Below are 26,864 nucleotides of genomic sequence, written 5' to 3'. Positions count from 1 at the left end.
GTATCAGGTTTCCGAACGGCTTAGGCGCTGTGGCGACCAGAGGTCCAGCTCCCTGTCCAGAAACGAAACCACGACGACGTGGGGGAGTGTCAACACCGCAATGAAGACGAGATACACGCCGACTGCGTCGGGCATGGTGGTCGGCGTCTCGGGGACGGCGACCCAAACGGCACCGAGAATCACCAACGCTGCCGCCGTGAGCGGGGCCGCATCCCGCGTGAACCGCAGAAACGCCATCCCGGTCGATCGGGTCGAAAGCGCAGCAGCCGCCACGTCGTCGACGAGCATCGTCCGCAGGATGTGACGAAGCGAGTGCCACAACGGGAAGTACAGTCCGATCGCGAGTATCGGGGGCACCAGCCCGAAGTACGCGATCAGCGAAAGCGTCTCCCCGGCGTCGGTCAGCCACGGGCGAACGGCGTTCGTCCGAACCGCTCGTCGGTAGCCGATACCGAGCGTCGCGGCGGTCACAAGGCCGAAACCGAGGCCTACCACGAGACGCGCCTCGAGTGTGAACACCGCATCCAGCGCCCCGACTGCGCCGGGATCGAACGAACCGATCACCGTCGCCGCGACGAACCTGTACTGCTCCGGAAACGCGACGAGTGGAACCAGCATCGGCAGTCCGCCCCGGACGAGCGCCGTCGAGGCCCGGATCGTTCGGGTCGACAGGTGCGACGCACCCGTCAACTCGACGAGGGCGTACACGTCGCCCTGTCCCCAGTGTAGCAGTGTGACGACGATGAACAGAACGAACGCGACCGCTGGAGCCAGAACCCAGATCGCTGCGTAGCTTCCGCCGATCAGGAGGTACACCCCGCCGACGAACGCGAGCGAGCGACGGGTGACCGGCACATCCCGGGCGCGGGGCAACACGAGGTGATCGACTGCCCCGTGGGGAACCCCCAGCACGATCGCGCTGACGACGAGTGGAACGTACTGATACGCGAGTGGAATCGTCCCCCCGAATCCCCGCAGCGCGACTCCCAGAGAAACCGTCAGGATCCCGCCCGCGAGCGCGATGCGGGCCGCGACGGCTCTCTCACTGGTCGTCGGCTCTGTCATCGGACATCGACTCTCTCACTGGTCAGCCACTCTCTCACCGAGCATCGAAGGCGACGGGTGTCCGTTCGAGCGCCCCTGCGAGGGCTGGAACGTCGCTTGCACGATCCAGGAGCCACATGTACAGTACGATTCCTTGAACGACAAAGATGTTCGTCACGAGGAAAAACGTCGCCTCCTCGATCGGCAGGCCGAACAGTGTGTACCCGGTTGTGTACTCCTCGGAAATGACCCAGATCCCCATCCCGATCGCGATCCGGTCTACGATCCAGAGGTACACCGACGGAACCAGGATCGCGAGCGCCACCCGACGTCGGACCCGCCAGAGGTAGGTGAGACCGAACGCCCACTGGATCGCGAGGATCGGACCCGCCCACAGCAGTATCGCACCCATGTAGAACGTCGACGACGAGCCGAGCAGGAACCATCCCACCGCTCCGAGTCCGAGTCCGCCGACCGCGCCGACAAATCGATGCGAGCTGGGGATCCGAAGCGACAGGTCCTCACCTGTGGGGAACAGAAACAGGAAAAGCGCGGTCAGGATGGGCTGGAGCACGAAAAACAGGTACTCCTCGACGGGGGCGTGCCAGATCGTCTCGACCACGGCCCCGTCCCCGTACCACCACACTCCGACGTCGATGAGGAGATTGTCCCATGGCGTCGTGTACACCACCGCCAAAACCAGGATGATCCCGAGCCCAGAAAGGGGCCGCCGACCCCACCAGGCGCCCGATCGACGATGGGCCAGCCATCCCAGAAGGAAGATCGGCGGTAAAATGAACAGCGCGTGGAACTCGAGATAGCTCAACGGTGGTGTCATTTCTCACCGTCGGACGTGTTCGAGTGGTTCCGGACCGTTCCGGCGAGCCGGAGCTCGGGTCGCCTCCCGACACGGGTCGCATGTGAAACGGCTGCCAAGAACGCTCTCATGCAATTACGTACGATCGTTCCGAGCAAAGAGATCAATCCTAACCTGTCTGGCTTCCGGAACGCATTCCACTCTTCCGCTATACCGGCCGCCGTTCATTCCTCGAAGAAGGCCCCAACGAGCTTCCGTTGTGCCAGCCGGAGATGCTGATGGAACGTCTGTCTCGAGATGTTCATCGAATCCGCGAGCTCCGTCCCGTCGACCGGTCGCGGCCACTCGAAGTAGCCGTTGAGATGGGCCGTCTTGAGCGCAGTGTACTGGCGCTCCGACAGCGTCGACTCCACGTCCGAGACGAACTCGTGGGCCGTCCGATCGCGTCGCTCCCGGTCGCGTTTCGACCGAAGTTCGACGGACTCGTACTCCGACTCGAGGAATTTCAAAAGGGCGTCGTGATCGTGTTCCGGCGGCGAGTGAACCACGAGTTTCGCCGAGTTCCGGTCCGCCGATATCGACTGAACGGTTGCCCCGTAGTCGGCGAGTTCGACGAACGGTGTGGTCCCCTCGAGCACGATCGCGAACGCGTATTCTTCCCCCCTGTCGGCAATCTTGCGGACGTCCTCGACGAACGGTAGGTCGGTGAGTACCTCCGGATCGATACCACCGCTGCCGGCCACGGTGAGATACAGGTGATACTCGTCCGCGGAAACGCCCTCTGTCAGCCCGACGTACTCGACGGGATCGTCGAGCATGTCCGCCACTGCCGACAGCGGAAACGACGGGTCCCTGATCTCGAAAACCAGTTCTGTCACTCGATCGACAGTGAGGATCCGCGTGGTCTCGATCGCGTTGAGGCCGCTGGCGACCATCCGACCGATCGACTCGAAGAGCACTTCCTCCCGACGGTCCAGCGAGTCGGCGTCCTCCGAGTAGACGGCCAACAGCCCGTAGGTGGTTTGGCCGTACACGAGCGGCACGACGACGATCCGCCGACAGCCGACCGGGTTCAGCCCGACCTCGGCAACGCTTCTCGGTTCGAGGCTCGAACCTTCGACGCGTCCGGATTCGATGGCGCGCCCTACTGCGTCCGGGAGCTCGTCGACGGCCCAGTCGACGTCGGCGTCCGATAGCAAGCCAGCGCTTTCGTGAAGCTGGATTCTCGTGTCCGGAGCGTTCGTCCCGGCGATCCACGCTGCGCCGTATCCGCGGGCGGAGACGACGGTCTCACAGATCCGTCGCTCGATCGCCCCTCGGTCGTTTTCCTCGACGAGCGCCCGTCCCACGTCGCTGAGAACGCCGTTGACACGCTCCAGCACCCGCTCGAGTGCGATGCGCTCCTCTCGCAACGCTTCGGCTCGCTTTTCGGCCGTTCGTTTGGCTCGTTCCCGTTCGCTGACGTCGCTTTGAAAGCCGACGTAGTGGACCAGTTCGCCGTCGTCGTCGTAGATCGGTGCGATCGTCACTTCGTTCCAGAACGGGGAGCCGTCCTTCCGGTAATTGCGGACCACGACCGTGACGGGTTCTTCACGTTCGATTGCCTGGCGCATCTCCGCGACTGTGGCGGGATCGGTGTCCGGTCCCTGCAGGAATCGGCAGTTCCGTCCCCTGACGTAGTCGGTCGGATAGCCGGTCACCCGTTCGAACGCCTCGTTTACGTACACGAGCGGTTCGTCGGGTAGCGACGGATCCGCGAGGGTAATCCCGATCGGCGCTTCGTCGATCGCGTGGACGATTTCGTCGGTGGAGGGCCCCTGTTTTGAGACGTCCTGTTTCGCCGGCGCGTGCGGCGACGATTCCGTCACTTCGGTGATTCCCGTATCGAGGCGGTCGAGTGCTCCTGTTTCGCTGCGAGAGACGAACCGTTCGGCACCACGGTCCAGCGCCTCCGTCCCGACGGCGTCGTCGTCGGCGTAGACGATAACCGGGAGCAGAGGGTCGAATTCCTCGATAGCCTCCAGAAGTTGCAGCCCGTCGTCCCCGGAGAGCCGGTTCGCCGTGACGACGCAGTCGTAATGGGTTGCCGCGAGCTCCCGTAGCGCTATCGTGGCGCTTTCGACGGTCGTCACTGACCGGTTTCGGTCCCGGAGGAATGCAGCCGTCTCGCTTGCTGGCTCGCCGACCGAGGCGAGAAGCACGCGTTTGGTTGGCACAGTTACCCTTCACCACTACCGAAAGTAAGCGTTCGGGTAGCCGAGAGGAACATCCAATAGGCGTCGACGAAACCGAGAGCCAGGCGACGACAGAAAGATGTGTCAGCAACACGTTCTGTCTAACGTGTCGATACTCGAACGGTTCTTCAGCTGGTATCGAAAGCAGACGCTCCCCGTCCAGTTTCTCTCGGCTATTCTGTTGTTTGCGACACTGTTCGTACTCGGCGTGCTGACTGCAGGAATCGTCCCGGGGATCGTCCTGGTCGTGGTGGTGATCGATCACCTGCTCCGGGGCACCTGACCTGTCTCCGGAAAAATCGCGGCGGCCGACGCGTTTCGACAGCGACCGCGGAAACTGCCGACCTCGACGGTCGAGTTGGGCTGTTCAGTCGTCAGCGGGCGCGGCTGCACTGCCTTCGGCCGACGAGGACTGCTCGGCAATAATCCCCTCGTTGCTCGCGATCCAGTTCAAAAGCAGGAACGCGAAGACGTACTTCGCGATGATGTCGAAGATGCTGTACCCCCACGAGGTGACAGCGACGCTCTCGATCAGTGCGAGGCCCTCGTTACCGACGGCCCACCAGATCGTGTAGCCGAACCACAGCACGACCGTAAGCACCTTCAACAGGTTGAATATCTCCGCGGTTCCCGCCGCCTGTGCGTCCTCCGGCCACTCGACCAGGAGGATGTACACGACCACGAGGAAGAACGTGACGCTGATGAAGTACCAGAACCACCGCATCGCGTAGCTGGAAGTGGTAAGCGCCGCGGCCAGCCCCGTGATCATGATCGAGACGTCGGCCACGATCGCGGTGAACAGCTTCGTGAAGTTCGTGTTCGCGAGCAGCCCCAACGCGAGCAGGATAAACGGCGTCGACAGCGCCCACGTGAGATACCGACCCCACATGCTGATCGCACCGTCCTGTATCGTCGTCCCGTCGGCGAGGACGAGTTCGCCACCGTGCAGCGCGTGTCCGGCCGGCATCTCGAGGACGCCCATCGTGAGCCCGGACGCGAGCCCGGTGTAACTCGAAATCGACACCAGCGGAACCATCAGGGTTGCAACCCAGATCAGTTGCGCCCGCGGGTTCTCGATGTTGCGCCCCATATAGACGAACAGCAGGATCGAAAGGCCCGCGAGCGCGATGTTGACCCACAGCGACGCATTCAACAGCGTCGCCTCCTGCAGGTGTTCGTACATCTGCCCCTGTGTCACGTCGACTGCAACCAGCGCGTCGATCGGTACGCCCCCTGCGATGGCGGCCAGTACTGCTGTCAGTAATTCTGTCATACTCCATACTGATACACGCTACCTGCCGGAGTAAAACTGATACCTGACTTGTAAGATACCGTCTGGCGAACGGGGTTACAAGATCGTTTCGTACTGCGGTTATGGAATAAGGTTCGCGAGGAAATTTCCGTTTGCGTCCGATCGAACTGCCTCCGTGACGTGCTTTCCGCTGAGGAGACACATCGGAACACCGATACCGGGATTGGTGTCGTCGCCCACGTAGTAGAGCCGATCGACGCCGGGTGCCCGGTGGCGGGGACGAAGCGGGCCAGTCTGTCGGAGCGTGTGCGCCAATCCGAGCGCCGTCCCCTCCGGTTTCCGGTACCGCTCGGCGAACTCCGAAACGCAGGCAGTCGATTCCGTTCGGATCCGACCGCGGAGCTCGACGCCCGTATCTTCGGCGATGGCGTCGAGAACGCTCTCCCGAAAGCCCTCCCGACGCGTCGGTGTGTCCTCGAGCCCCGGCGCGATCGGAACGAGGACGACGACGGTTTCACAGCCGTCGGGGGCGGCGTCGGGATCGGTCTGAGAGGGCACGTTCACGTACATGGCCGGATCCTCCGGCCAGCCGGGTTCCTCGAAAATCGTCTCGAAGTGGGGGTCCCAGTCTGTCGGTAACAAAAGCGTGTGATGTTTTAGCGGGTCGACGCCGCCCTCGACACCGAGGTACAACATGTACGCCGAGGGGGCGTACGTCCGCGAGTCCCAGTAGCCGTCGGACCGATCCGTCGATCCCGCCGGGAGGAGCTCCCGTTCGACGTGCGCAATCGGCGCGTTGCAGACAACCCGATCGTACGTCTGCACCGTCCCGTCGGCCGTCGCGAGTTCAATGCCGCCGTGCTCCGGCGCGAGTCGAGTCACCTCAACTCCGGTGTGGACGGTCGCTCCCTGGTCGGTTGCGACGGATTCGACGGCGTCGACGACAGCCGTTATCCCGCCCTGCGGATAGTAGACGCCCAGCCCGTAATCGACGTGGCTCATGAGCGTGTACAGCGCCGGCGTGTTGTGGGGGGAGCCACCCAGAAAAACCAGGGTGTACTGGACGAGTTGTCTGAGACGCGGGTTCTCGAAGTACTCCGCGACGTGGTCGTCCATCGTCCCGAGAAACGAGATCCCCCTGGCCGAGCGGAACACGTCGAGTGAAATGTAGTCCCGGAACCGGGTCCTGTTGGCACGGACGAACCGGTTCATGCCCACGTCGTAGGCTTCTTCGGCCTGGTCGAGATAGCGTTCCAATGCCTCCCCTGCGCCGGATTCGTATGATTCGAACAGTTCTGCAGCGGCAGTAGGGTCCGCGGGAACGTCTGCCCGCTCGCCGTCCCGCCAGAACACCCGGTAGTTCGGATCGAGGCGGATCAGATCGTAGTAGTCCGATGGATCCGCCCCGAACGCCGCAAAGAAGTTCTCGAACACCTCCGGCATCAGATACCAGGATGGGCCGGTGTCGAACCGGAACCCGTCCCGTTCGAGGCGGCCGGCGACGCCCCCGACGTGTTCGTTCTTCTCGTAAACGGTAACGTCCGCCCCAGCAGCGCCGAGATACGCACCGGCGGAGAGCCCGCCGAATCCGGAACCGACGATCGCGATCGATTCCCCGCGGAGTACAGCGTCGTCCATACCCGGACGAACGGGCGCGACCACCGAGAACGGGCTCCGGTTTGTAGGGGGTTTTTATTTGACGTAGAACGGGAGCGACACAGACTCGGCCCGCCGCGCGATCTAACCAGTAAGGAGACGACGCTATCTCTCCGTCTACCTTCGCTGCATTCATGAGTGGAGTTCGTGCGAGACTGTCGATACGAGATCCTCCGAACTGCCCGGTCGAAGATGCACTCGAGAGCGGAACGAACGCGACTGCAGTCGAGTGGACGACCGGACGGGATCCCGTCACCGAACAGTTCCGGGCCCCGTCGGATCTGGATGTGGAGGCCGACTTCGAAGCCAACGGGGAAAGCGTCTACCGGGTCGAGCGGAAGAAAGCCACGGATTGTCCCTGTTCGGTGATCGAATCCTGTGGGCATCCAGTTTCGGACGTGGAGGTTCGGAGTGACCCGTCGGAACTCGTGGTGACCGTTCACCTCCCCTCCTCGGAACCGCTCGAGGAGATCATCAGCGCGATCGAGGCGACGGGATCGGAGACGGAGCTCCGCTACCTCGTTCGAACGAAATCGAAGGGCGGGGCGGACCCGATCGTCGTCGACAGGAAGCGACTCACGTCCCGGCAGCGGGAGGTGCTCCAAACGGCACTTCGGATGGGTTACTTCGAGTATCCCCGGGAGACGAACGCCGAGGGCGTCGCCGAGGAGATCGGGATCGCCCGATCGACGTTCGCAGAGCACCTTGCCGCCGCCCAGTCGACGCTGGTCGAAACCGTTCTCGGTGACGGGTGACCGACTGTCCATCGGTCGCCCGCCCGAGTTCTCAGGGAACGTACCAGATCCCGCGCTTCATGTCCAGCCACTCGCCGACGACGACGTGGGGTAACGCGATAACACAGACGAACACGGTGTAGAAGGCGACGATTCCGGGGAGCAACGCCGCACCTCCGAGGGGGTTCGGCGCGACGACGTACAGCCCCGCCGCAACCAGCGCGGTCGCGAGCGCGCCGACGACAAGAACCCCCCACGCGACGGGGATGGCGAGGCCGTCGTTCCGTCCCGGATTCCGGCGTTCGACGGCGACGCTCCGACCGGCTTGACGGAGCGAGTACCACAGCGGAAAGTACAGTCCGATCGCAACGACGACCGGGACGAACGCGAAATAGGCGACCAGAAGCAGCGTCTCCCCGGCGTCGACGAGCCACTCGCGTGAAACGCCACCGCGTGCGTACCCGAGGCCGAGATGAGCGACGACCGCGAGCCCGAAGCCGCCACCGAGAACGAGCCGAGAGCGTTCGAAGCCGCCCGCGACCGCCGCGAGGGCCCCGGGATCGAAGATGGCGACCATGTACTCCGAGAAGGTGTAGAACGTCTCCGGCCAGAACACGAGGGGGACAATCATCACGGCGCCGCCGCGAACGAACGCCGCCAGCCCGCGCTGGAACCGCGTGTCTAGGTGGCCCGTGCCGATCAGCCCCTCCATGACGTGGAGGTCGCCGTGACCGCCCTTGGCGACGGCCGTGGCGAACGCGAACGCCAGTGCCACCACTGGAGCGACCAGAAACAGCGCGACAAAGGCGACGACGAATCCCACGTACAACACGACGTAGCGGGCGCCGAACGGGGGCCCTCGATTGCGGAGGTTCGAAAAGTGTTCGTAGCCGCCGTGTGGGAGGTTCAACGCGACCATCCCGACGAGATAGACGAGCAACTGGGTCTGGAGTGTGATCCCGCGGCCGGCGACCGAAAGCAGCACGAATCCCACAGTCAGTGCGCCGATCGTCCCCCGGGAGAGCTGTAACGCGAGATGCTCCGGAGACGTCGATAGCCTCCCCGAAGCCGTCCAGTTGTCGGTCGCCATATCTGTAAATACGCAACGTAGCAGGTTGGAAGCCGTCCGACAAGCGACGGGACTTTTTGACCCGGTTACTCGTCGTCCGGTCGAGATCCCACCGTTTCGGCGGTTCCGTCGCCTCGTTCGGGATTCTCTCCGGTGTCTTGCTTCGTCGGTCGCGACAGATCGTCTCCAGAGTGCCACGCGGGTTGATCGGCGGTCTCCGGCTCGGCGTCCGAGACGTCGGGCTCCTCGGAGTCGGAGTCCCTGGAGTCAAAGTCGGAATCGGAGTCTGTGGCGGTATCGGTGTCGGTGTCAACTGTAAAGCGATCCGAAAACACAGCCGTGGAATGCTCCAGCGAGAGCGGCTCATCGAGGTCAACCGGCTCCGAAACAAAAACGTAGTGGGCGTCTTCTCCGAGAACGTAAAAGGCGTTCCGTGTGACGTCCTCGATCACCCGCTGATTGGAGTCGATCGCAACGTCCACCAGCCCGTCCAGCGATTCCAACTCGATCCGGGTCGACTCGATCGAATCGGCTGGAACTCGTCCGCGGCTGATCCACTCGTCGAACTCCGATCGCGTCCTGGCCCACTCGAACGCCCGTTCCTCCCGTTTCGAGGGTGCGATCTTCCCCCGATGCCGGGCGGTTCCGAGCCCGATCAACCCCAGAAGCGAGACTGCAACGAGGGCGAGAGAGCCGTAGGACCGCAACGGGCCGTACTCGGCAGGCACTTCGTGCGTAACCGTAGACTGGTGGAGTTCCGTTTCGGTTCCCGGATCCTCGACGGAATACGTCGAACCATCGGGGGAGATCTGTAACGCCTGCCGGTGGGCGCTTGTGACCTCCTCACCGTCGACTGTCCCCTGCACCTGCGTGTGCACGACGACGTCGACCTCCGTCGTTCCGATCGTCGTCCCCAGTTGCTCCTGGATGCTGTCCACCTGCGATTCGGCCTCGGAGACGTTGACCTGGAACTCCGCCGTGACGGGATCGCCGGGATCGACCCCCTCCCGTTCGACAGTGGTGATCGGCTCACTGCGTTCCCAGAAGATACCATCGTCGTCGCCTGCAACCGATCGATACCGGAGCTGGACATCCATCTCAACCTCGACGGAGCCGTCACCGCCGTTTCCCGAGTACTGGTACTCGTAGGTTCCATCCAGTTCCGGCGCGAGGGTCGTGTAGTACAGCGACCGATCCGTCAGTTCGGATCCGACCGGAAACACCGGGTTCGACTGCTGTACGGTTGCAGAGTGGCCGAACGCCGTCCGTTCGGACCAGTCCGTAACCGTCTCCTCATCGATTTCGACGCCTGGTTCGACGTGTGGTTCGTAGGCCAGATATCCACCCAGTGCGGCGGTGATGAGCAAGGCTGTGACGACCACGACGAACTGCCGGTCGAGCGCCCGGCGCAGCCTGAATTCCCAGACGTTCGGCGGGCGCTCCTCGCCCCCTTGTGGTCGGTCACTGTCTGCCATCGTGCTGTCCTCCGTTCGGTAAATTCATGTCGTGTTCCTCCGTTCTCTCCGTATTCTCTCTCGTGTTCTTCGTGTTCACTCGAGCAGGCGGGTGAGAACGCCCCCTCGACGGTTCCGGGATCGGGTCCGCAGCCGAAGCTCCCCGGGACCCACCAGCAGCAGTCCGGGGATCGCGATCGCTCCACCGATGACGGCGTTTACCGCGACGTACGGGAGCCACGGATGCACGGCATAGAGACCGTGAATCACTGGGGCAGGAAGCACTAGCAGATACCGATACTCCGTCACGGATCGCATGTAGTAGCCGGTTTCCGGTGGCGCGTGGAACGTTATCGTCGCGTTGACCGTCTCGTTTGCACTCATGTGGGAGACGTGTGGCTCCACCTCGACGCCCTCGCTCGCCGGCTCCATGTACGAGACCACCGGGAGCTGGCCGCCGTTGTGTCTCACGAACGTCATCTCGTCGGACTCGCCCATCGGAACAATCGTCGGATTGGCCGAGTCCCCTTCGGTGCTCACGATCCCGTAGGATTGGGTGCCCGCTGGCAGAACCATCGCGGCGGTCGCGGCGACCATGATGAGGACCGTAAAGACGATCACGAGCAGCCGCGGATCGAGCACGCCCGCCCGGGAGCGCGACCGGGAGCGGCTGTCTGCTCTGTCTCGCCTGCCCGATCTGTCCGTGGCCAGGCTAACGGCGTAGATCAGGACGCCGAAGCCGAACAGGAGATACGCCAGCTGTTGATCTCCGAGGCGAGGCGTGCCGAAGAACCCGGCCAGGAACCGTTCCCCCCGATCGAGTGCTGCCCCCACAGCCGTGACGCCGGTGCCGAGATGTGGGATGCGAACGACGTCCCCGTTGACCTGGAGCGCAACCGCCTTCACCTGTCCGTCGGTGACGGGCGGTTCACCCTCCCCTTGGTCGGTGAAGGGGTTGGCGTCGCCCTGGGTAATGTAGCCGCCGGACCGCTCGTCGATGACACGGTGGGTCGTCAGATCACCCCCGTGAACCTGTTCGGCTTCGAACGCGACGACGTCCCCCGTCGTGACCTCTCCCGCGATGGCGGAGGGGATCGCCACGAAGCCGTCGCCCGCCTCGAGCGTCGGCTCCATGCTGCCGGTTTCGACGTACGCGAGCAACACCGGCTGACCGAGGAAGTGGCCCGCGACAAGCGACACGACGAGCACCAACAGAACGACAGCGAGGGCATACTCCGCCAGCTTTCCGAGGCTCGTACCCATTTCCCCCCAACACCTGATCGCGACGTTCGTCGCTCTCTCCCTTAGGTAATCAGACGTTTCCGGAGCGAAACCACCGGTTAGATCCCCTCAGAGGAGGCCTGAAAGACCGATCTGTGGGGTATCACCCAAGTAACCTCTCTATACCTATGTGGCGAGCGAGGGAATCTCCCGTCCATGTCACTGTCGATCGCGGAAATGATCGGCCGGTTCCGTCGGCCGGAATACACGGGGGAGAACCGATGTATGCCGTGTACGGCACTCAACGCGGTGATCACAGGGGTCCTGGCCATCACGGTGGGCGTCGTCTCGACGGGCGCGGGGGCTGTCGTCCTTCTCGTGGGTGGTGCGGCGATCTACTTCCGTGGCTACCTGATTCCCGGGACGCCGACGATCACACAGCGGTACTTCCCCACATGGGCGCTCCGGCTGTTCGGAAAGGAGCCGCTGGCGGAACCCAACGCACTCGACACCGACGGCGGCGTCACAGCCGGGACGAACGATCGCGGGGAAAACCCGCTCGCCGACTACGAGCACGTGGGGGAACTGCTCGCAGACGCCGGAATCGTCGAGGACTGTGCCGACGAAGACGACCTCTGTCTCACGCCGGCGTTCGAGGAGGCGTGGTGGGACCGGATCGAACGGTTCCGGGACGACGACGCGGCGATCGAGCGGCTCGCCGCCGTTCTGGACGTCGATCCCGAGGGGGTAGCAGTCGCCGGGACCGACCCGTTCGAGGTGGAGATCGACGGCGTGACAGCCGGTCGGTGGAGTTCTCGTGCGGCGTTTCTGGCGGACCTCGGAGCCGAACCCACTGTCGCCGAGTGGCTCCCGATCTGGGACGAGCTCGATCAGCGACAAAGCGGGGAACTGCTGGCCAGCCTTCGTGCGTTCCTCCAGCGGTGTCCGGACTGCGACGGGGAACTGACGTCGATCGAGGACGTCACCAAAACCTGCTGTTCGGGAGAGTACGTCAACGTCTCCCGGGACTGTACGGAGTGTGACGCATCGGTTTTCAACGGATCGTATCAGTGAGCAACGCCTTCGGATTCGACACGGTCAGATTCTTCAAAAAACAACCCGCCAGACAGGAACGATCCGAAAACACATCACGACGAATGTCAGGTAAAAACTGCTTATGAATCGAACGTGGTCACCGAGAATCTAGATGTTCGAGTCAATCTATCAACAAGGAAAAAGCATAAGTCAGGTCATTGTGAAAGCAACATCAATAGTCAAATGAGTAAATCACCGGACATCGATGTTCACACTTCATCGTCGGGCAAACAAAACGGTGCCGGGAGAACCCACACGCTGAACGTTTCCGACGTTCCAGGCGAGTCAATCACTGTCGCGGTGGGGCTTTTGATGGAGGAGGTAAGCGAACGCAGCACCTTCGAACAACGACCGCTGTCGGACACGATCGATCCGGACGGGTTGGATCGGCTGTTCGAGCCGTCCGGTGGCGATCCATCGGACATCACGGTGGCGTTTACCCACGGGGACTACCGGATCCGGATCGAAGACGGCGAGCGGGTGGAACTCGTCGAGCTCGTCTGAGACACGGGCATCGAGGAAACTGGCTGCCGACGCCCTCGACTACGATTCGGCAACCCTGTTCGCGTCTCCAGTGTCTTCCAGCACTGATAATGATACGGGACGTGAGCCTTACGCTTCTGGTCGGTCAGAATCTGGACTCCGAGTTTGGAGCCTCGTTTTCGGCAAAGAGCTGTCGACACCACTCGAAAGCAGCCACCGGGATCGTCGTGATGGAGGGAAACCCGGGAACGAGATACCCCCGAAAGTAGACGACCAGCCCGAGAGAGACGAACACCGCCGCCCCGAAGAGCTCGCTCCGGGCCAGTGCGACCGAGAGCCCAGAGATTGCGGCAACGTACAGGTTCAACAGGGTGCACGGGACACACCGACGGTCTCCCGTGTATCCGAAATGGCGAACCCGGTCCAGGAGATCACCCGGTGCTGGGTGCATGTTCGAAACGTACTCGTCCGTCAGGGAAAGGTAACCGCTGCGTACCGGGTGGGATCGAAAGTCCGACGACGACTCGGCGACACAGGCTTATTAATCGTGGCACCCGTACGTGGAATCGAGGACGTCATAATGGAGCGCTTCTCGGAAGAGACGGTCGAGGAAGTGCTGCGGCGTGAGGACGACGGCGTGCTCACGTTCGCGGACGACGACGAGCCGTACGGTGTCCCGGTCTCGTACGGGTACGACGGCGATCGGTTCGTGTTTCAGCTCAGCAAGTCGAAACGAGGGCGGAAGGCCGACTTCATCGGCGAGAAGCCGTGGGTCTGTTTCGTCGTGTACGCAAAACATCCCAACAGGGTCGTCGAGAGCGTGATCGCCACAGGAGAACTGCGTCCGATCCCCGACGCCGACCAGCGGGAGGCGTTCGCGGTGGTGCGGGAGAACGCCGACTTCCCGCTGGACGGAGACATCTGGAGTGACTCGGACGGCAACGACGAAAACGAACTGTACGAACTCGTCCCCGAAACGCTCTCCGGACGGGCGTACGGCACCGGAAACCTGTAGACGACATCGGCCCCTCTTCTCGCCGACGCGAGCGGTCACGTCTTCGTTTGTCTATCGATTGGTTGCCGCCCGCCCACATAGTTCAAATTCAGTTTCACCGATACATTTTCAATGTAATAGGCCGTCCTATGAAGGGCAATGTCTAACGAGGAGTCGCCAGCGGAGTCCGACAGCCACCCGAACGTTCCCTCAGTCGACCAGTCCGATCGAATCATTCCCCGAAACCTCAGACAGTCAGGCGATCCAGGCATCGAGATGTTGATCTCGACGCGGGTTCGAAAGTCCCCGTTCTGGCATCTCTCCGTGGAGGAGGGCTGCTGGCGAGCGACCGTCTACAACCGCATGTACCACCCGCGCGGGATGCGCACCGAGGAGGAGGGCGGCGCGATGGCGGAGTACAACGCGCTGGTCAACCGCGTGACGTTGTGGAACGTCGCCGTCGAACGCCAGATCCGGGTGGCTGGACCGGAGGCCGAAGACCTCGTCAACTACGTAATCACTCGCGATGCGACGGAGATCGAGCCGATGCACGGGAAGTACGTCATCCTCTGTAACGAGGACGGCGGCATCCTTAACGATCCGGTACTGTTGCGGCTCGCCGAAGACGAGTTCTGGTTTTCGATCTCGGACTCGACGCTGATGCAGTGGCTCCAGGGCGTCAACGTGGGGGAGGGATTCGACGTCGAGATCGACGAGATCGACGTCTCCCCGATGCAGATCCAGGGGCCGCTGTCGACCGACGTGATGGAGGACCTGTTCGGCGACGAGATCCACGACATCCCGTACTACGGCCTGATGGAAGGGGAAGTAAACGGCTGTCCGGTGCTCGTGAGCCAGACGGGGTTCTCGGGCGAGAAGGGCTTCGAGATATACGTCAGAGACTCGATGGAGAACGCCGAGGCGGTGTGGAACCCGGTGCTCGAGCGCGTGAAATCCTACGATGGCGAGGTGATCGCTCCCGCCCACCACCGTCGGATCGCCGCCGGGATCCTCTCGTGGGGCCAGGACATGGACCACGAGACGTCGCCGTTCCAGGTCAACCTCGCCTACCAGGTGCCCGACGACAAGGAGGCCGACTACGTCGGCAAGGAGGAACTGGAGCGCCAGCGCGAACTGATCGAGGCCGGCGAATCGCCGTTCAACCACGAGCTCGTGGGGCTGAAGCTCGGCGGCGAGCCGATCCGGGACTACGCACCGGACTTCTGGCTCGTGGCGGATCCCGACTCGGGCGAAGAAGTCGGCTACCTCACCTCGCCGTGGTGGTCGCCGGAGCTGGAGACCAACATCGCGCTCGGGTTTGTCCCGGTCGACGGAACCGACCTCGGGACGGAGTATCTCGTCCACCTCCCGGACGAGTACGCCGAAGAGCCGGGCGAACCGGTCGAGGCGCGTGTCGCCCAGGTGCCGTTCAAGGAGTCCGTGCACCCGAGCGCCCGCGAGAAGGCGAAGATGGACGCCGAAGAAGAGGCAAGCGAGTAGCGGTACTGGGACGGAAGCCGACGTGAGACGGTCCGATCCCGACGCGAACGTTTTTCAGGCAACGCATACCGATAAGGGGGCGGTTCGTAACGTCAGTACGGATGGCGTACGAAACGAGCCAGCCGGAGCCGTCCGCCGTCGACGTACTGGTTGCCAACGAGCGGTTTCTCTGGCTCGTCGCCGTCGTGTTCTTCGGGATCGGCGACCTCCTCACCACAGTCGCCGGACTGCATCTCGAGCAGATCGTCGAGACTGGTCCCCTCGTCGCCGACGTGATCGCAGTTTACGGCGTCCCGGCGATGGTGGCGCTGAAGTTGGCGGTGTTTGCGATCTGTTACGGGCTGTGGCGCGTCGTTCCGGCCCCGCATCGGATGGGGGTGCCGCTCGGCCTGGCAGTGCTCGGCGTCCTGGTGACGCTGTGGAACGTTGCGATTATCGGGGTCGTCCTCCTCTGAAATGGATGGCGTCGTCGCGAAACCGGCGTTTTACACTCGCTGATCGGAGGTAATCTCAGATTGTACGAAAACGAGTGCGAGCGACCCGTCTGCAGGTTCTCTATACTATTGGGGATACGTTCACAATCGGGAGGTATGACGTACAACTGGACGAGTACCGTCGCGAACGGAGTGGACTGTGGAGGGCCGGCACGATGAAACGACGTCACTTCCTCGTCGGCGTCGGCAGTGCCTCGATCGGCGGGAGTGCCCTGGTCGGCAGTGGGGCGTATAGCAGGGTGGAGTCACAGCGAAACGCGATGATCCAGGTAGCCGAAGACGCCGACGCATATCTCGGGCTCGAAGGATGTCCCGATAGCGCAAATCAAAGTTACACCTCCGACGACGGAGCGGGGCATCTGACCGTCGACATGACGGACGACAACCCGACAGACGCAGGGGGACAGGGGATCAACTCGAACTCCCTGATCTGGTTCGATCGAGTGTTCCAGATCTGCAACAACGGGAAACAGCCGGTCTGTGTCTGGATCGGAGACGACGATGAGTGGCCCCGCGTCGATGACGATGACTTCGAGGAAGATTACTCCGCGTACGACGGAGAACGTCGCGTCGACTTCTATTACGAATCCGATCGGGACCGATCACTGATCGGTGAAGAAAACGGCGTCGTCCTCGACGTGGGTGCATGTGCCTGCGTCGGGATCAGTACGATCAGCAAAGGGCTCACCGAGGGAGACACGTTGTTGGACGACCTCGAGGACGGAATCGTCATCAACGCAGACGAAGGCGGGGAATGTCCGGGGCCCGAGATCCCGCCCGAGGAAAACGACCTCCCCGAACGGCTCGATGCGACGGCGATTAGCTTCATCGCGTTCTGCAGCAATGGAACTGCAAACACCGTGACGGACATCACCGTGACTCACGAAAACGGAGATGGCGAACCGACAGGAGTGAGCTGGAGCACGGCACAGCCGGTTTACGAGGTCGTTCTCTTTGGCGGTCGAGAGTGGTATCTCTACACCTACGAGAACGGTGCCACTGGAGGCCAAGTCAAAATGGACGAAGAGGACGCAGATGACGTCGCAGATCCCGACCCACCGGCCCGCTTCAGATTCGATGAGGACGGCGAGGGAGACGCTCAACGGTGTCAGTCGTCACCCTGCCTTGGAACCGCTGGATTAAAGCTCAACTACAACGACGGGTTCGACGTTACGACTCCCGAGCACACCAGTGAAAATTGTCCGTCCGGTCCGGGAGGGCCCTCCTAGGGACAGAGACGTACCTGCCGGAGATACTACCTGCCGGAGATATTGCCGGGACGGCCGACGCATCCATCACAGAACTCCGGTATCGAACCGTTTGTTGCCAGAGGACGTGGAATAAGCGCTATTCGTCAGTCTCCTCGTCGGTTTCGTTGTCTCCGTCTTCCTCGTCGCCAGTCGAGCCGTCTTCTGCAGTCGAGCCGTCTTCTGCAGTCGAGCCGTCTTCAGTCCCGTCCTCACAGTCCGGAAAGTCACTAATCGCGTGCTCGAAGAGAACCACGTCACCGAGCGCTTGTAACCCGACTTCCTCGGGATTGTCCTCGAGTTCGAATTCGAAACTCACTGTCTCTCCCTCGCCGATGGGTTTTGTCTCGGACTGATCGTTCACGGAGACAGAGACGTCGAGCGTCGTCTTGTACCGGTTCGTGACCGTCGCCTCAAGCGTACAGTTTTCGGTATCGAGGTGCGCCTCCGAGTCCACGTAGGACTGATCGTCGAGCTGAATCTCCACGAGCCGGTCGACGTCGCCCGTGGAGAACCCCCCAGTCGCGGCGACCGCGATGGCCAGACCCACAGCGACGGCCGCGAAAACGATCAGCCCCTGACGGATCGAGGGCATGTTCGATCACTGAGCCTCTTCGGTGACGGTCGCGTTTTCGAGTCTGTTCCCCCGTGCGTGATACGCATGCGACACGGCCGAAATCACGAACAGTAGGACGAACAAAAGCGAAAGCAACTGCCAGGAAAGGCCGCCGAACGGATAGATTCCGGCCCAGGTTACCGTCACGAGCGCGGCACAGACGCCCGCGAGCCCGAGATAGTACTCGTGCCAGGGGATGTCGTTTTTCGGAACGTACTCCAGGTACATCTGGACCTCGTTTGCGGTGTCCGTAAGCTCGATTTCCCCCCGGAGTTGATCGTACTCGACGACCCCCATGTCGTCCATCTTCGGAAAATGAGACTGCCGGAGCGCGGTGTACACTGCCTTTCGGGTCCCCGAGTCGATTTCCTCCAGTGAAGCGCCGTTCTGACGGGAGGTGACGTAGTCGACCACCTCCCGGAGGGGGACCGGTTCCTCGTCTGCCTGTTCGAGATACTGTAATGCGAGTCGGCGCCGTTCGTTGCTCAGTACTTCGAAGATCTCCTCCCGCGAAATCGCCGGATCTCGGTTTCGACTGGACGGTACGAGCGAATCGACGGTCGACGAGATGGTGTCATTGCTGATCCCCATTGTTGAACCCCCCGATGGCCGACACACCCATCGAGTCAGATAACACGATGGCATGTCCCCAGTTAGGTAATCACATCGTACGAGAGCGGGACCGATAGTGAATTAGGGCCTAAGATTTCGTAATAACATGTTACTCCAAAAACACTCTGATGTTATATCTGATAGATATCATTATGTGAATGTCACTAACGCGTGGCTGTTTGATCCGAGTCGCAGTGTTATTTCGACGAACTTGTCGATAGGGAGTCCTTAACGTTCATATTTTGATGACTGACTGGAGTGAATAACTCGCTTCTAAAATGGGAAAACAAGTTCCTGGGTCGCTGAGACACAGAAGGAAACCGAACTCCGGTCCCGGCTCGAAAATTACGTAGAGCGACGCGACAAGGAGTTCACTACCGCGTTCTAAGCCAGTTAAGAAACGATTTACCGATTTATCGGGCTGTGAGACCCTAAAACGGTTATTTATGTCATTACAATGCCCTGAGGCGGCAGAGTGTATAGTACTCACTTTCCGAGTGAGATATCGATAATGAGTGCAAACGACCCCAACCAGAACGGCGGATTCGACGGAACGTCGATCGATCGAAGAAACGTACTGAAGGGGCTCGGTGCCGCAGGCGCGCTCGGCGTCTTCGGGACGGGCTCGGCAGCAGCGAGAGGCCCAGGGGGTAACGGACCACCGGGACAGTCCTGTGTGTGTCCGGAGGATACGTTCCTGGCGAAGTACGAATTCGACGACGACGAGTGTGAGTTCGTACGCGAAGACGGTGATGTCGTCGTCGACATTACGTACGAACCCGATAACGACGAATTCAACAAAGACGGAGAGGATTGCGAACCGAACTACATCAAATTCGAGGCAGACGGATACGTCATCCAGGGAGTCTGTGCGTTCGGTGGGCTAGATACGAGCGAGGAGTATGACGCAGACGGCCTCACTTCGTTCGCCTCCGACCTCGAGAATCCCGGCGGGCAGGAGGCGGCGATCAGCAACATCACGTTCTGTGGGGCCGAAATTACGGAAATCGAGGTCGAATTCCCCGACACCGTTTCGCTTTCCTACGAGGACCTCCCCCTCGATGGGAGCAACGACTACGATTACAACGACTGGGTCGTAGACGTCGATGCGACGTTCAGAGGCATCGAAGTCGACGGAGATGCCCTCATCTCCTCGATCGAGCTGGATTTGCTCCCGAAGGCACGGGGGGCAGGTGACACACACAGGTGGTCGGTCGTTCCCGGCGATGTATTGGGAACGGGGACCTACAGCCTGACCTACGACGGGAACGGCGAGGGTGACGAAGTAGACGAGCCATTCGACGACGAAACGGAGATCCACGTCTTCAACACCGGAGATGTCTATCCGGACAACGTCACGAATGCCCTTGAAGGAGACGACGACGGTACCTGTGTCCCGCCGGCGTACACGGCGACACTCGAATTCGAACTCGACGACCCGTGGGAGTTCGATCCCGACGAACCTCTCGCCGAATTCGGAGAACACGGCGACGGACTGTTCTTCGATCCACGCCTCGAGAACCTAAACCCGAACCGCGACGTCGAGTTCGGCATCGGGGACGTTCGTCTGTTGGCCGTTCCCACCGACTGGATGTGGCCCTACGAGAGAGTCCACATTGCGACCGCTTACGACGGGGTAACTGTCGCGGATGGACCGCCGGGAGACGGCGACCAACCGATCTTCGAGGACGACAATTGGTACGAGAACCCGGTCGACGGTGAAGTGTTCGAGTCCTGTAGAGAGTAACTCCAGGACACTTCTTTACGTTTTTAGGTAGGAGAAGATAACGGAGCTCGGATCTCAGCTGTCGCGTGTTTCGAGATCTCGTTTCGGAGAACGCCCACAGTACGTTCCCAGCTGTTGGCTCGTGCCCACTCGCGAGCGGTACTGGATAGTTCCCGTCTGAGGGCTTCATCTCCCAAAATCCTCCGAAGAGCTGTCGAAGTCCCATCTACATTGTGATCGACACACAGGCCCGAATAGCCGTCTTCGATCGCGTCTCTCGCGCCGGTGGCAGTCGTGCCGATCGTCGGTGTCCCGTGGGCGTTCGCCTCCAGGTAGACCAATCCGAACCCTTCGAAGTCGTGGTCGATGTACTCTGGCGTCATCAAATAGGCCGTTGCTGTTTCGTACCAGCGACGGAGTTCGGTTTGAGTAACGAACCCTTCGAAGTGAACGCGATCCTCGAGTCCGGAGTCGGAGACGTAGTCTCTCACCGTATCGAAATATGCCCTCTCTGTGTTGCCAACGAAGTGGTACTGGACGTCCGGGAATTCCTCGGCGACTTCGGCAAACGCTTTCAGGGAGAACAGCTGGCCCTTGCGCTGCTTGAACGGTCCGACAGTTAAGAGTGCGCGATGGTCGATCGGATACGGCTCGACGGAGTTACTCCACTGATCGAGATCCACGCCGTTTCTCGCGATCGTGACGTTGTCCAGCCCGGGCTGTGCTTCCTGTAACTGTTCTGCAGTGAAGCTGCTCACGGGAAACAGTTGTGCGGCGTTGCGATGTGCGTGCCCGGCGATCGGTCTCGAACGGTTGGCGTGAAGTGGGGCAACGGAGTAGGTGCCGTGGCACACGACGAAATATGGAACCGAGTGCCCGACGGTAGCCAGATAAGAGACGACGGAGTACGGGTAATCCACCAGAGATAACAACGCGTCGTAATCGCCCGTCCGCAGTACGGATCGCACGCGTTTCGCCGTCTTCAACACTTCCTGTGGGTTTTGTATCATTCCGGCTGGATCTCTCCGCGGGACAATCACGTCGAGATCCCAGTCCTGCCGGAGATGTCTGACGACTGCGTCGGAGTACCTCCCCCAGCCAGTGTCCGGTTCAGTCGTCGGCGCGAGTGCGAGGACTTTCATTTTACAATCGTCCCGGACAATTTCACGACTATTTGTAATTTCCTCTTGTTGTCTGGTAATGACAGCCCCCCAAAATCGGAGACTCCGAAGGTCGGGAATCGGTGTGACGAGGCTACGCATCAGACTGATATCATCCACCGACACTTTAGTTACTCGGAGTGAAACGCCTATTGGTACCAATGAACACTCCCGGTGTTTTGCCCAGCGCCGATCGCACTCGTGCACGCACTACAGAGTCCAAGAGAGAGCGTATAGACGAGTCAGTCCTCGTTGTCGCTTCGATCGGCGTCCTGAGCGTTCTGGTCCTTGGCAGAGATCCGTCCGTGATCTCGATTGCAGCCATCTCTGCGGTTTCGACAGTCGCCGTGACACGGTTTGTGATAGAGCGTCGAAAGGTATCGGTACTCTACCTTGCTCCGGATGATTGTCCTGACCGCCCAACGGAATCAGAAGAGGCCGAGGAAGTCAGCTCCACTGATATCGACACCGGATCGAGTCCCGATAAGCGGTCGGAACCGGAGGTAAACGGGGAGCCGGAGGTCGAAGTGATCGACGGCCGAACGCTGGCAGAACTGCTCGAGGAGGCAGGTATCGTCACCGAAACCGAGGCGGGAGACGACCTTCGACTGACTGATCGCTTTGGGGACGTCTGGCATCGGCGGATCGAACGCGTTCGAACCGGCGACCGGGCAAGACAGCAGCTGGCGTTGGTACTCGAGGTCGATCCCGACGAACTGGTCACCGAAGAGACCGGCGGGACGTTCATCGTGCGACTGGGTGGAAACGAGCTCGGAAAGTGGCCCTCGAAAGCGGCTTTTCTGGCTGACGTCGCGTTGCATCCAACGCTCGGTGAGTGGTTGCCGGTGTGGGATGATCTCGACGGGAGATCACGGGACGAACTACTCGGTCGGTTGCGGGCGTTCCTGGAGACGTGTCCGACGTGTGGAGGGGAACTGCAGGCGATCGAAAAGCCGAATGCCGAGACAGGTGGTAGCTCGGTCTCATTGATGTGCAGTGAATGTGAAGCAGTCATGTTCAGAGGGGCATACTGACGATAGCAGTAACGTGAAAAACACAGTTAGTTTCGTCGTTTGGGCAGGCTCTCTGATGAGATATGACGAGAAGTATGGAGCGCTTTCACTTCAGAAACCACGGATTGTACCGAGAGAAGTCATTGATTGTTTCGGGATGAGAAATTGCTATTTTGGAACAATTGTGCCTTTCAGAGAGGGAATATCTAATTGATTTCATATATTTTATCTTGAAATTGAGATCGGTGTGTATACACAAACAGGGCCGGTGAGTGGGGGCCACTGAGGCGTGCGCCGATCTGACAGCCGGATCGGTGGCGCCAACAACGATACGGAACCAACTATGGAACGACGAAAATTCTTGTACGGCATAGGTGTATCGGCAATCGGAGGCAGCGCGCTCGTCGGATCGGGCGCGTTTTCGCGGGTCGAATCACAGCGTGACGTGGCGATCGAAGTCGCGGAGGACCCGGACGCGTATCTGGGGCTGTCCCGGACGGGGTCGACAAACAGTGATAATTACGTGGAAATAGACGAAAAAGGACATCTCGGGATCGATGTCGGCGAGAACCCGAACGATGGTGAAGGAGTCAACTCCGACTCGTTCACCTGGTTCGACAGCCTTTTTCAGGTCTGCAACCAGGGAAAGGAGACAGTTGGTTTTTACATCGAACCTCCAACTGACGAGGATTACCCCGAAGGTATTGACGCGACCGGTGTAGAGGACACATCCTACGAAGACGAACCCAGAGTACAATTCTACACGGGTGAGGCCGCCGGGGTCGGCGACGACGGAACCGAGTCGATCATGGGCGAGGACAACGCAGTGAGCATCCCAGTCGGCGAGTGTATCGAGATCGGTCTCCGGACGATGACGAAAAGCGTCGACGCTACCGAGAACAATCGTCTCTTCGGCGACGAGCTCGTGCTCACGGCAGATGTCGACGTAGAAGGAGTGGTCCCCGAGGTTGGTGAACTTGTCCTCGATGAAGAATCGGACGGTCTAGGCCCTAACGCAGACAACAAAGGACAAGACCGGCCATACGTGGAATGGGAAATCGACGGTAACGAAATCGAACTCACATTTGATAATCCAACTGATTGGTACTTTGCGTTCGACTACCGAGTTGATGGAGAATCCGGAACTGAAGACCAGTGGACGGGAGACACCATTAGTGAAGGACCACTCGAGGGGGAAGACTTTGGAGAGCGATACCAGGGAGTCACCCTGGGACCCGGTGAAAGTGAGTCTCGCACGGTCTCAGCCTTCTCGTCTGTAGAGGTCATTCTGCGGCGTGGCGCCGAACAAAATTGGTACATTCCCTGGATTACATTCAACGTACAGTAGCACACCCCTCTCCACGAGTTCCTTCTCTAACGGTGAGACGTGGTCGTCATGCGCAGATTGTCTGGAAGGTATGGAACCATTGTAGTCGAGTAATCTCGAATTATTTCCTACTGGAAAATATTGTTTCAGCATAACAGGACCGTCTATGGACGCATACAGAGATTGATTTCGGGACTTCAACCGAGAAATTAGACTCACGGTGTATACCAAAGGGGGTATGGATAGTTCAGATTCAGTAAGGCGCGCACCCCCCCGAACGTCGGACCGGTGCCGCCGGAAACCCAACGGAGAGAACAACCATGCAACGGCGGAAATTCCTGTACGGAGTAGGTGCATCGGCAATCGGAGGCAGCGCGCTCGTCGGTTCGGGCGCATTCAGCAGAGTGGAATCGCAGCGGAACGTAACGATCGAAGTCGCAGAGGATCCGGACGCGTATCTCGGACTGGATGGCTGTCCAGGCTCCCCGAACTCCAGTTACACAAATATCGACGAATCCGGGCATCTCGAAGTGGACATGTCGCCGGACAACCCCACTGATGCAGGGGGTGAAGGGGTCAACTCAGACTCCTTTACGTACTTCGACGACGTGTTCCAGGTGTGCAACCAGGGCAAACAGAAAGTTGGTGTCTGGATCAACGAGTTCGACACTCCGGAATTACACGACGACTACAACGATGACTACGACGCCGTGGAATTCTATCTGAACGGAGACGAGGATGATTCCCTGGTCGGTGCTGAGAACGCATTCCCCCTCGGCGTGGGCGAATGTATCTGTGTCGGCATTCGCACAGTCACGAAAGGACTCGAGGATGGTGATGAACTCGTCGAAGACGACGAGATCGTCATCAACGCCGACGCAGACAATCTCGGACAGCTCGGGGACCGTGTCGACCCCGACTCGATGTCGGTTACCGGAATGTGTTCGATGGAGGTCGACGATGAAGAGTACTTCCTCTGGCGCGTCTACAACGAGAACAACTTCCCAGTCAACACGACCTGGGAATGCACCGGCGCCGAGATTTCAGGTGCATTGAACGTCTGTGCGAATGCTACCAGAGGTGACGGAAAAGAACCGTGGATCCCCGGCTACTACTTCTTGACTGCCGAACAGTGTGACCCGATTATCCTCTCGACCAACGGAGTGGAGGTCGGTCGAACTGGCATCGATTCAGATAAAGAGTGTGAAGAGTTCGAAGAAGATCTCATCGAATACCTTGTCGAACAGGGAGACATCGGTAACACGGGCGTGTGCGTCGAACACGAGGAGGACGTGCCGGAGATCAACGACTGAAATCCCTCTGTTGTCTATCTACCGGATCGATCTTTACTTTCTCGAAAACTGATTTTCTGCCATCGATGACCTGTGGAGAGATATGTTACTCATGCGGCGAGACGAGTCGTTTCCACTCTGGATAACACGGATCGTATGTGTTCAAAGTTAGATTACCTCGAGATCACGTCAATTCATGTGAAGAATACACTCATTGATATCTCATGTATATTCTGTGAAATTATGATTCCAGTGTATACCAAAGGACGTCCAAGTAGTGACGTCCGGTAAGGCGCGCACCAGCTGTATTGGAAAGGTGCCGCCGGAAACAATGGAGAAACCACCATGCAACGACGCAAATTCCTGATTGGAGTTGGATCGGCATCTGTCGGTGGGAGCGCATTGCTCGGTAGCGGTGCGTTCTCCCGGGTCGAATCACAACGTAGTGTGAAGATTGAGGTCGCAGAGGATCCCGACGCCTACCTCGGGATGGACAAGTGTAGCATCGGCGGGTCGGAGACACCCAATTCGAGTTATGCCCATCTCGACGGTGACGGGCATCTCGAGATCCTGATGAACCCCGACAATCCGACGATCGGGGAGGGTACCCCTCTCGGTGAGGGTATCAACTCGGACTCTCGGATGTATGTAGACAACGTCTTCCAGCTCTGTAACCAGGGCAAGGAAAACGCCTGCATCTGGATCGAAGACTACGACGATGAGTTGTCGGACCCTCCTGAACCCTATGAGGACGAACGACGAGTCGACTTCTATCTCGGAGACAATCGCGACCGATCGATCGTCGGTGAGGACAACGCGATCGGCCTTCCGCTGGGCGAATGCGTCTGTCTCGGACTCAAAACGAACTCGAAAGGTCTCAGCGAAGGAGACGAACTCCTCGAGGAACTCGACAACGAGATCCGGATCGTCGCCGACGTCGATGGCGACTGTACCTTCGACCCTGAAGAAATCACCGAGACCGGACGGATCAGCCTCGCCTACGAGGACCTGCCGAAAGACGAATCAGACTGGGACTACAACGACTGGGTCGTCGACATTGATGGCACTTTCACACGTCGGATCGAAGACGGTGAGGACTACGTCACGAACTTCCTATGGAATGTCGTCCCGCAGGCTCGCCTGGCCGGTGACAGCCACACGTTCGAGTTCGAGTTCGACTGCGGTGGCGAGTACACGGTAACATATTACGACAACGAGGGTGAATCCCTTAGGGACGATAGCAGTTCGTTCTCTGCGGGAACTGTCGCTATCGAGGTCTGGGATGATACGGACGAAGTCCTCGACACGCTCGATGAGGGGGATGACGCCTGCGTGATCCCCGACGAGTGGGCCCAAATAGATGTGAACTTCGACGAACCCGGATGCGACTTTGAAACCCTCGGCGACACGTTCGCCTGCCACGGCAGCGACCTGCCGTTCAACCCAATCCTCGAGAACAACGACAAGGACGTTACAGTCGAACGGGGCGATATTCGGTTGCTGGTCGTGAACGAAGAGTGGAGCTGGCCCACCGAAGGGACAGCGATCTGGGACGCGTACGGCGGCGTCGATGAAGATGACGATGGTCGTCCTGACTTCGGCGAGGACTGTGATCTCGGCGAGGTCACGGGGGATGTTGTCGAATGTAACATCGCTGTGCAGTTGGACAACAGATTAGAAATCGAAAACGACGAATAGTAGCCTGGAAACACGCGAAAATACTATTTTTACTGCATTCTTCAGCGTGATGTGATCCGGAGGATCACTCTCTTCGAATTCTATTCCGGCCAATATCTATATCATCTCGATTAGGATTTCAACAGG

General features: G+C 60.1%; 25 protein-coding genes. 13 read left to right on the top strand and 12 right to left on the bottom strand.

Annotation, left to right across the window (positions count from 1 at the left end; translation table 11 throughout):
* Window positions 1-3: 3 nt before the first annotated feature.
* The 3 genes from AArcCO_RS06835 to AArcCO_RS06825 form a co-directional block, all read right to left on the bottom strand.
* Window positions 4-1,065 (bottom strand): Brp/Blh family beta-carotene 15,15'-dioxygenase, encoded by a 1,062-nt coding sequence (locus tag AArcCO_RS06835; RefSeq protein WP_259535944.1) that lies wholly within the window; start codon window positions 1,063-1,065, stop codon window positions 4-6.
* A 34-nt stretch (window positions 1,066-1,099) separates the two neighbouring features.
* A complete protein-coding gene (locus AArcCO_RS06830) occupies window positions 1,100-1,882 on the bottom strand; it encodes a lycopene cyclase domain-containing protein (RefSeq protein ID WP_259535941.1) in 783 nt (260 codons plus the stop codon).
* A gap of 203 nt (window positions 1,883-2,085) precedes the next feature.
* Entirely contained in the window at window positions 2,086-4,077 is a 1,992-nt protein-coding gene (locus tag AArcCO_RS06825; protein ID WP_259535939.1) for a bacterio-opsin activator domain-containing protein, read from the bottom strand.
* A gap of 124 nt (window positions 4,078-4,201) precedes the next feature.
* Between AArcCO_RS06825 and AArcCO_RS06820 the strand changes: the two genes are divergently transcribed.
* Entirely contained in the window at window positions 4,202-4,378 is a 177-nt protein-coding gene (locus tag AArcCO_RS06820) for a hypothetical protein (protein WP_259535937.1), read from the top strand.
* 84 nt (window positions 4,379-4,462) lie between these two features.
* Here AArcCO_RS06820 and AArcCO_RS06815 read toward each other — a convergent pair whose 3' ends face one another.
* Window positions 4,463-5,293 (bottom strand): bacteriorhodopsin, encoded by an 831-nt coding sequence (locus AArcCO_RS06815; protein ID WP_303650974.1) that lies wholly within the window; start codon window positions 5,291-5,293, stop codon window positions 4,463-4,465.
* 174 nt (window positions 5,294-5,467) lie between these two features.
* A complete protein-coding gene (crtI, locus tag AArcCO_RS06810) occupies window positions 5,468-6,985 on the bottom strand; it encodes a bifunctional phytoene desaturase/3,4-desaturase (RefSeq protein WP_259535935.1) in 1,518 nt (505 codons plus the stop codon).
* Window positions 6,986-7,137: 152 nt separating this feature from the next.
* Between crtI and AArcCO_RS06805 the strand changes: the two genes are divergently transcribed.
* On the top strand, window positions 7,138-7,758 hold the full coding sequence (locus AArcCO_RS06805) for a helix-turn-helix domain-containing protein (RefSeq protein WP_259535932.1): 621 nt from the start codon (window positions 7,138-7,140) through the stop codon (window positions 7,756-7,758).
* Between the two features lie 31 nt (window positions 7,759-7,789).
* Here the strand turns inward: AArcCO_RS06805 and AArcCO_RS06800 are convergent, their stop codons facing one another.
* The 3 genes from AArcCO_RS06800 to AArcCO_RS06790 form a co-directional block, all read right to left on the bottom strand.
* Entirely contained in the window at window positions 7,790-8,827 is a 1,038-nt protein-coding gene (locus AArcCO_RS06800; protein WP_259535930.1) for a Brp/Blh family beta-carotene 15,15'-dioxygenase, read from the bottom strand.
* Between the two features lie 65 nt (window positions 8,828-8,892).
* On the bottom strand, window positions 8,893-10,281 hold the full coding sequence (locus AArcCO_RS06795; protein ID WP_259535928.1) for a DUF5305 domain-containing protein: 1,389 nt from the start codon (window positions 10,279-10,281) through the stop codon (window positions 8,893-8,895).
* A 75-nt stretch (window positions 10,282-10,356) separates the two neighbouring features.
* Window positions 10,357-11,523 carry a signal peptidase I gene (locus AArcCO_RS06790; RefSeq protein ID WP_259535926.1) on the bottom strand — a complete coding sequence of 389 codons (1,167 nt, stop codon included), beginning with the start codon at window positions 11,521-11,523 and terminating at the stop codon, window positions 10,357-10,359.
* Window positions 11,524-11,697: 174 nt separating this feature from the next.
* Here AArcCO_RS06790 and AArcCO_RS06785 point away from each other — a divergent pair, with 174 nt between their 5' ends.
* Both AArcCO_RS06785 and AArcCO_RS06780 read left to right on the top strand, forming a co-directional pair.
* On the top strand, window positions 11,698-12,555 hold the full coding sequence (locus tag AArcCO_RS06785) for a DUF8054 domain-containing protein (RefSeq protein WP_259535924.1): 858 nt from the start codon (window positions 11,698-11,700) through the stop codon (window positions 12,553-12,555).
* A gap of 204 nt (window positions 12,556-12,759) precedes the next feature.
* Window positions 12,760-13,080 (top strand): HalOD1 output domain-containing protein, encoded by a 321-nt coding sequence (locus tag AArcCO_RS06780; RefSeq protein ID WP_259535922.1) that lies wholly within the window; start codon window positions 12,760-12,762, stop codon window positions 13,078-13,080.
* Window positions 13,081-13,204: 124 nt separating this feature from the next.
* Here the strand turns inward: AArcCO_RS06780 and AArcCO_RS06775 are convergent, their stop codons facing one another.
* A complete protein-coding gene (locus AArcCO_RS06775) occupies window positions 13,205-13,510 on the bottom strand; it encodes a DUF8054 domain-containing protein (RefSeq protein WP_259535919.1) in 306 nt (101 codons plus the stop codon).
* A gap of 129 nt (window positions 13,511-13,639) precedes the next feature.
* On the opposite strand from AArcCO_RS06775, the gene AArcCO_RS06770 reads away from it, so the two are divergent.
* From AArcCO_RS06770 to AArcCO_RS06755, 4 genes are all read left to right on the top strand, one after another.
* Window positions 13,640-14,074, top strand: coding sequence for a pyridoxamine 5'-phosphate oxidase family protein (locus AArcCO_RS06770; RefSeq protein WP_259535916.1), 435 nt, complete (start codon window positions 13,640-13,642; stop codon window positions 14,072-14,074).
* Window positions 14,075-14,212: 138 nt separating this feature from the next.
* On the top strand, window positions 14,213-15,553 hold the full coding sequence (locus AArcCO_RS06765; protein WP_259535914.1) for a glycine cleavage T C-terminal barrel domain-containing protein: 1,341 nt from the start codon (window positions 14,213-14,215) through the stop codon (window positions 15,551-15,553).
* A gap of 101 nt (window positions 15,554-15,654) precedes the next feature.
* Entirely contained in the window at window positions 15,655-16,008 is a 354-nt protein-coding gene (locus AArcCO_RS06760; protein ID WP_259535912.1) for a DUF5658 family protein, read from the top strand.
* Between the two features lie 194 nt (window positions 16,009-16,202).
* Window positions 16,203-17,276, top strand: a complete 1,074-nt coding sequence (locus AArcCO_RS06755; protein ID WP_259535910.1) for a DUF1102 domain-containing protein — start codon at window positions 16,203-16,205, stop codon at window positions 17,274-17,276.
* Between the two features lie 118 nt (window positions 17,277-17,394).
* On the opposite strand, the gene AArcCO_RS06750 is transcribed toward AArcCO_RS06755, so the two are convergent.
* The gene (locus tag AArcCO_RS06750; protein WP_259535908.1) at window positions 17,395-17,889 is read right to left on the bottom strand and encodes a hypothetical protein; all 495 of its coding nucleotides are present in this window, start codon (window positions 17,887-17,889) and stop codon (window positions 17,395-17,397) included.
* Between the two features lie 6 nt (window positions 17,890-17,895).
* The gene (locus AArcCO_RS06745) at window positions 17,896-18,501 is read right to left on the bottom strand and encodes a DUF7344 domain-containing protein (RefSeq protein WP_259535907.1); all 606 of its coding nucleotides are present in this window, start codon (window positions 18,499-18,501) and stop codon (window positions 17,896-17,898) included.
* 532 nt (window positions 18,502-19,033) lie between these two features.
* Between AArcCO_RS06745 and AArcCO_RS06740 the strand changes: the two genes are divergently transcribed.
* Window positions 19,034-20,269, top strand: coding sequence for a twin-arginine translocation signal domain-containing protein (locus tag AArcCO_RS06740; RefSeq protein WP_259535905.1), 1,236 nt, complete (start codon window positions 19,034-19,036; stop codon window positions 20,267-20,269).
* A 23-nt stretch (window positions 20,270-20,292) separates the two neighbouring features.
* On the opposite strand, the gene AArcCO_RS06735 is transcribed toward AArcCO_RS06740, so the two are convergent.
* Complete coding sequence (locus tag AArcCO_RS06735) at window positions 20,293-21,510, bottom strand: glycosyltransferase family 4 protein (RefSeq protein WP_259535903.1); 1,218 nt, start codon at window positions 21,508-21,510, stop codon at window positions 20,293-20,295.
* Window positions 21,511-21,935: 425 nt separating this feature from the next.
* Between AArcCO_RS06735 and AArcCO_RS06730 the strand changes: the two genes are divergently transcribed.
* From AArcCO_RS06730 to AArcCO_RS06715, 4 genes are all read left to right on the top strand, one after another.
* Window positions 21,936-22,442 carry a DUF8054 domain-containing protein gene (locus AArcCO_RS06730; RefSeq protein WP_259535901.1) on the top strand — a complete coding sequence of 169 codons (507 nt, stop codon included), beginning with the start codon at window positions 21,936-21,938 and terminating at the stop codon, window positions 22,440-22,442.
* Between the two features lie 322 nt (window positions 22,443-22,764).
* A complete protein-coding gene (locus AArcCO_RS06725; RefSeq protein WP_259535899.1) occupies window positions 22,765-23,769 on the top strand; it encodes a hypothetical protein in 1,005 nt (334 codons plus the stop codon).
* A 299-nt stretch (window positions 23,770-24,068) separates the two neighbouring features.
* On the top strand, window positions 24,069-25,061 hold the full coding sequence (locus AArcCO_RS06720) for a DUF1102 domain-containing protein (protein ID WP_259535897.1): 993 nt from the start codon (window positions 24,069-24,071) through the stop codon (window positions 25,059-25,061).
* A gap of 324 nt (window positions 25,062-25,385) precedes the next feature.
* Complete coding sequence (locus tag AArcCO_RS06715; RefSeq protein ID WP_259535895.1) at window positions 25,386-26,738, top strand: hypothetical protein; 1,353 nt, start codon at window positions 25,386-25,388, stop codon at window positions 26,736-26,738.
* Window positions 26,739-26,864 lie beyond the last annotated feature (126 nt).

The organism is Halalkaliarchaeum sp. AArc-CO (assembly GCF_024972735.1).
Lineage (GTDB): Archaea > Halobacteriota > Halobacteria > Halobacteriales > Haloferacaceae > Halalkaliarchaeum.
Note: the sequence above shows the minus strand (reverse complement) of the source record. Positions and strands in the feature narration are given on the sequence as shown.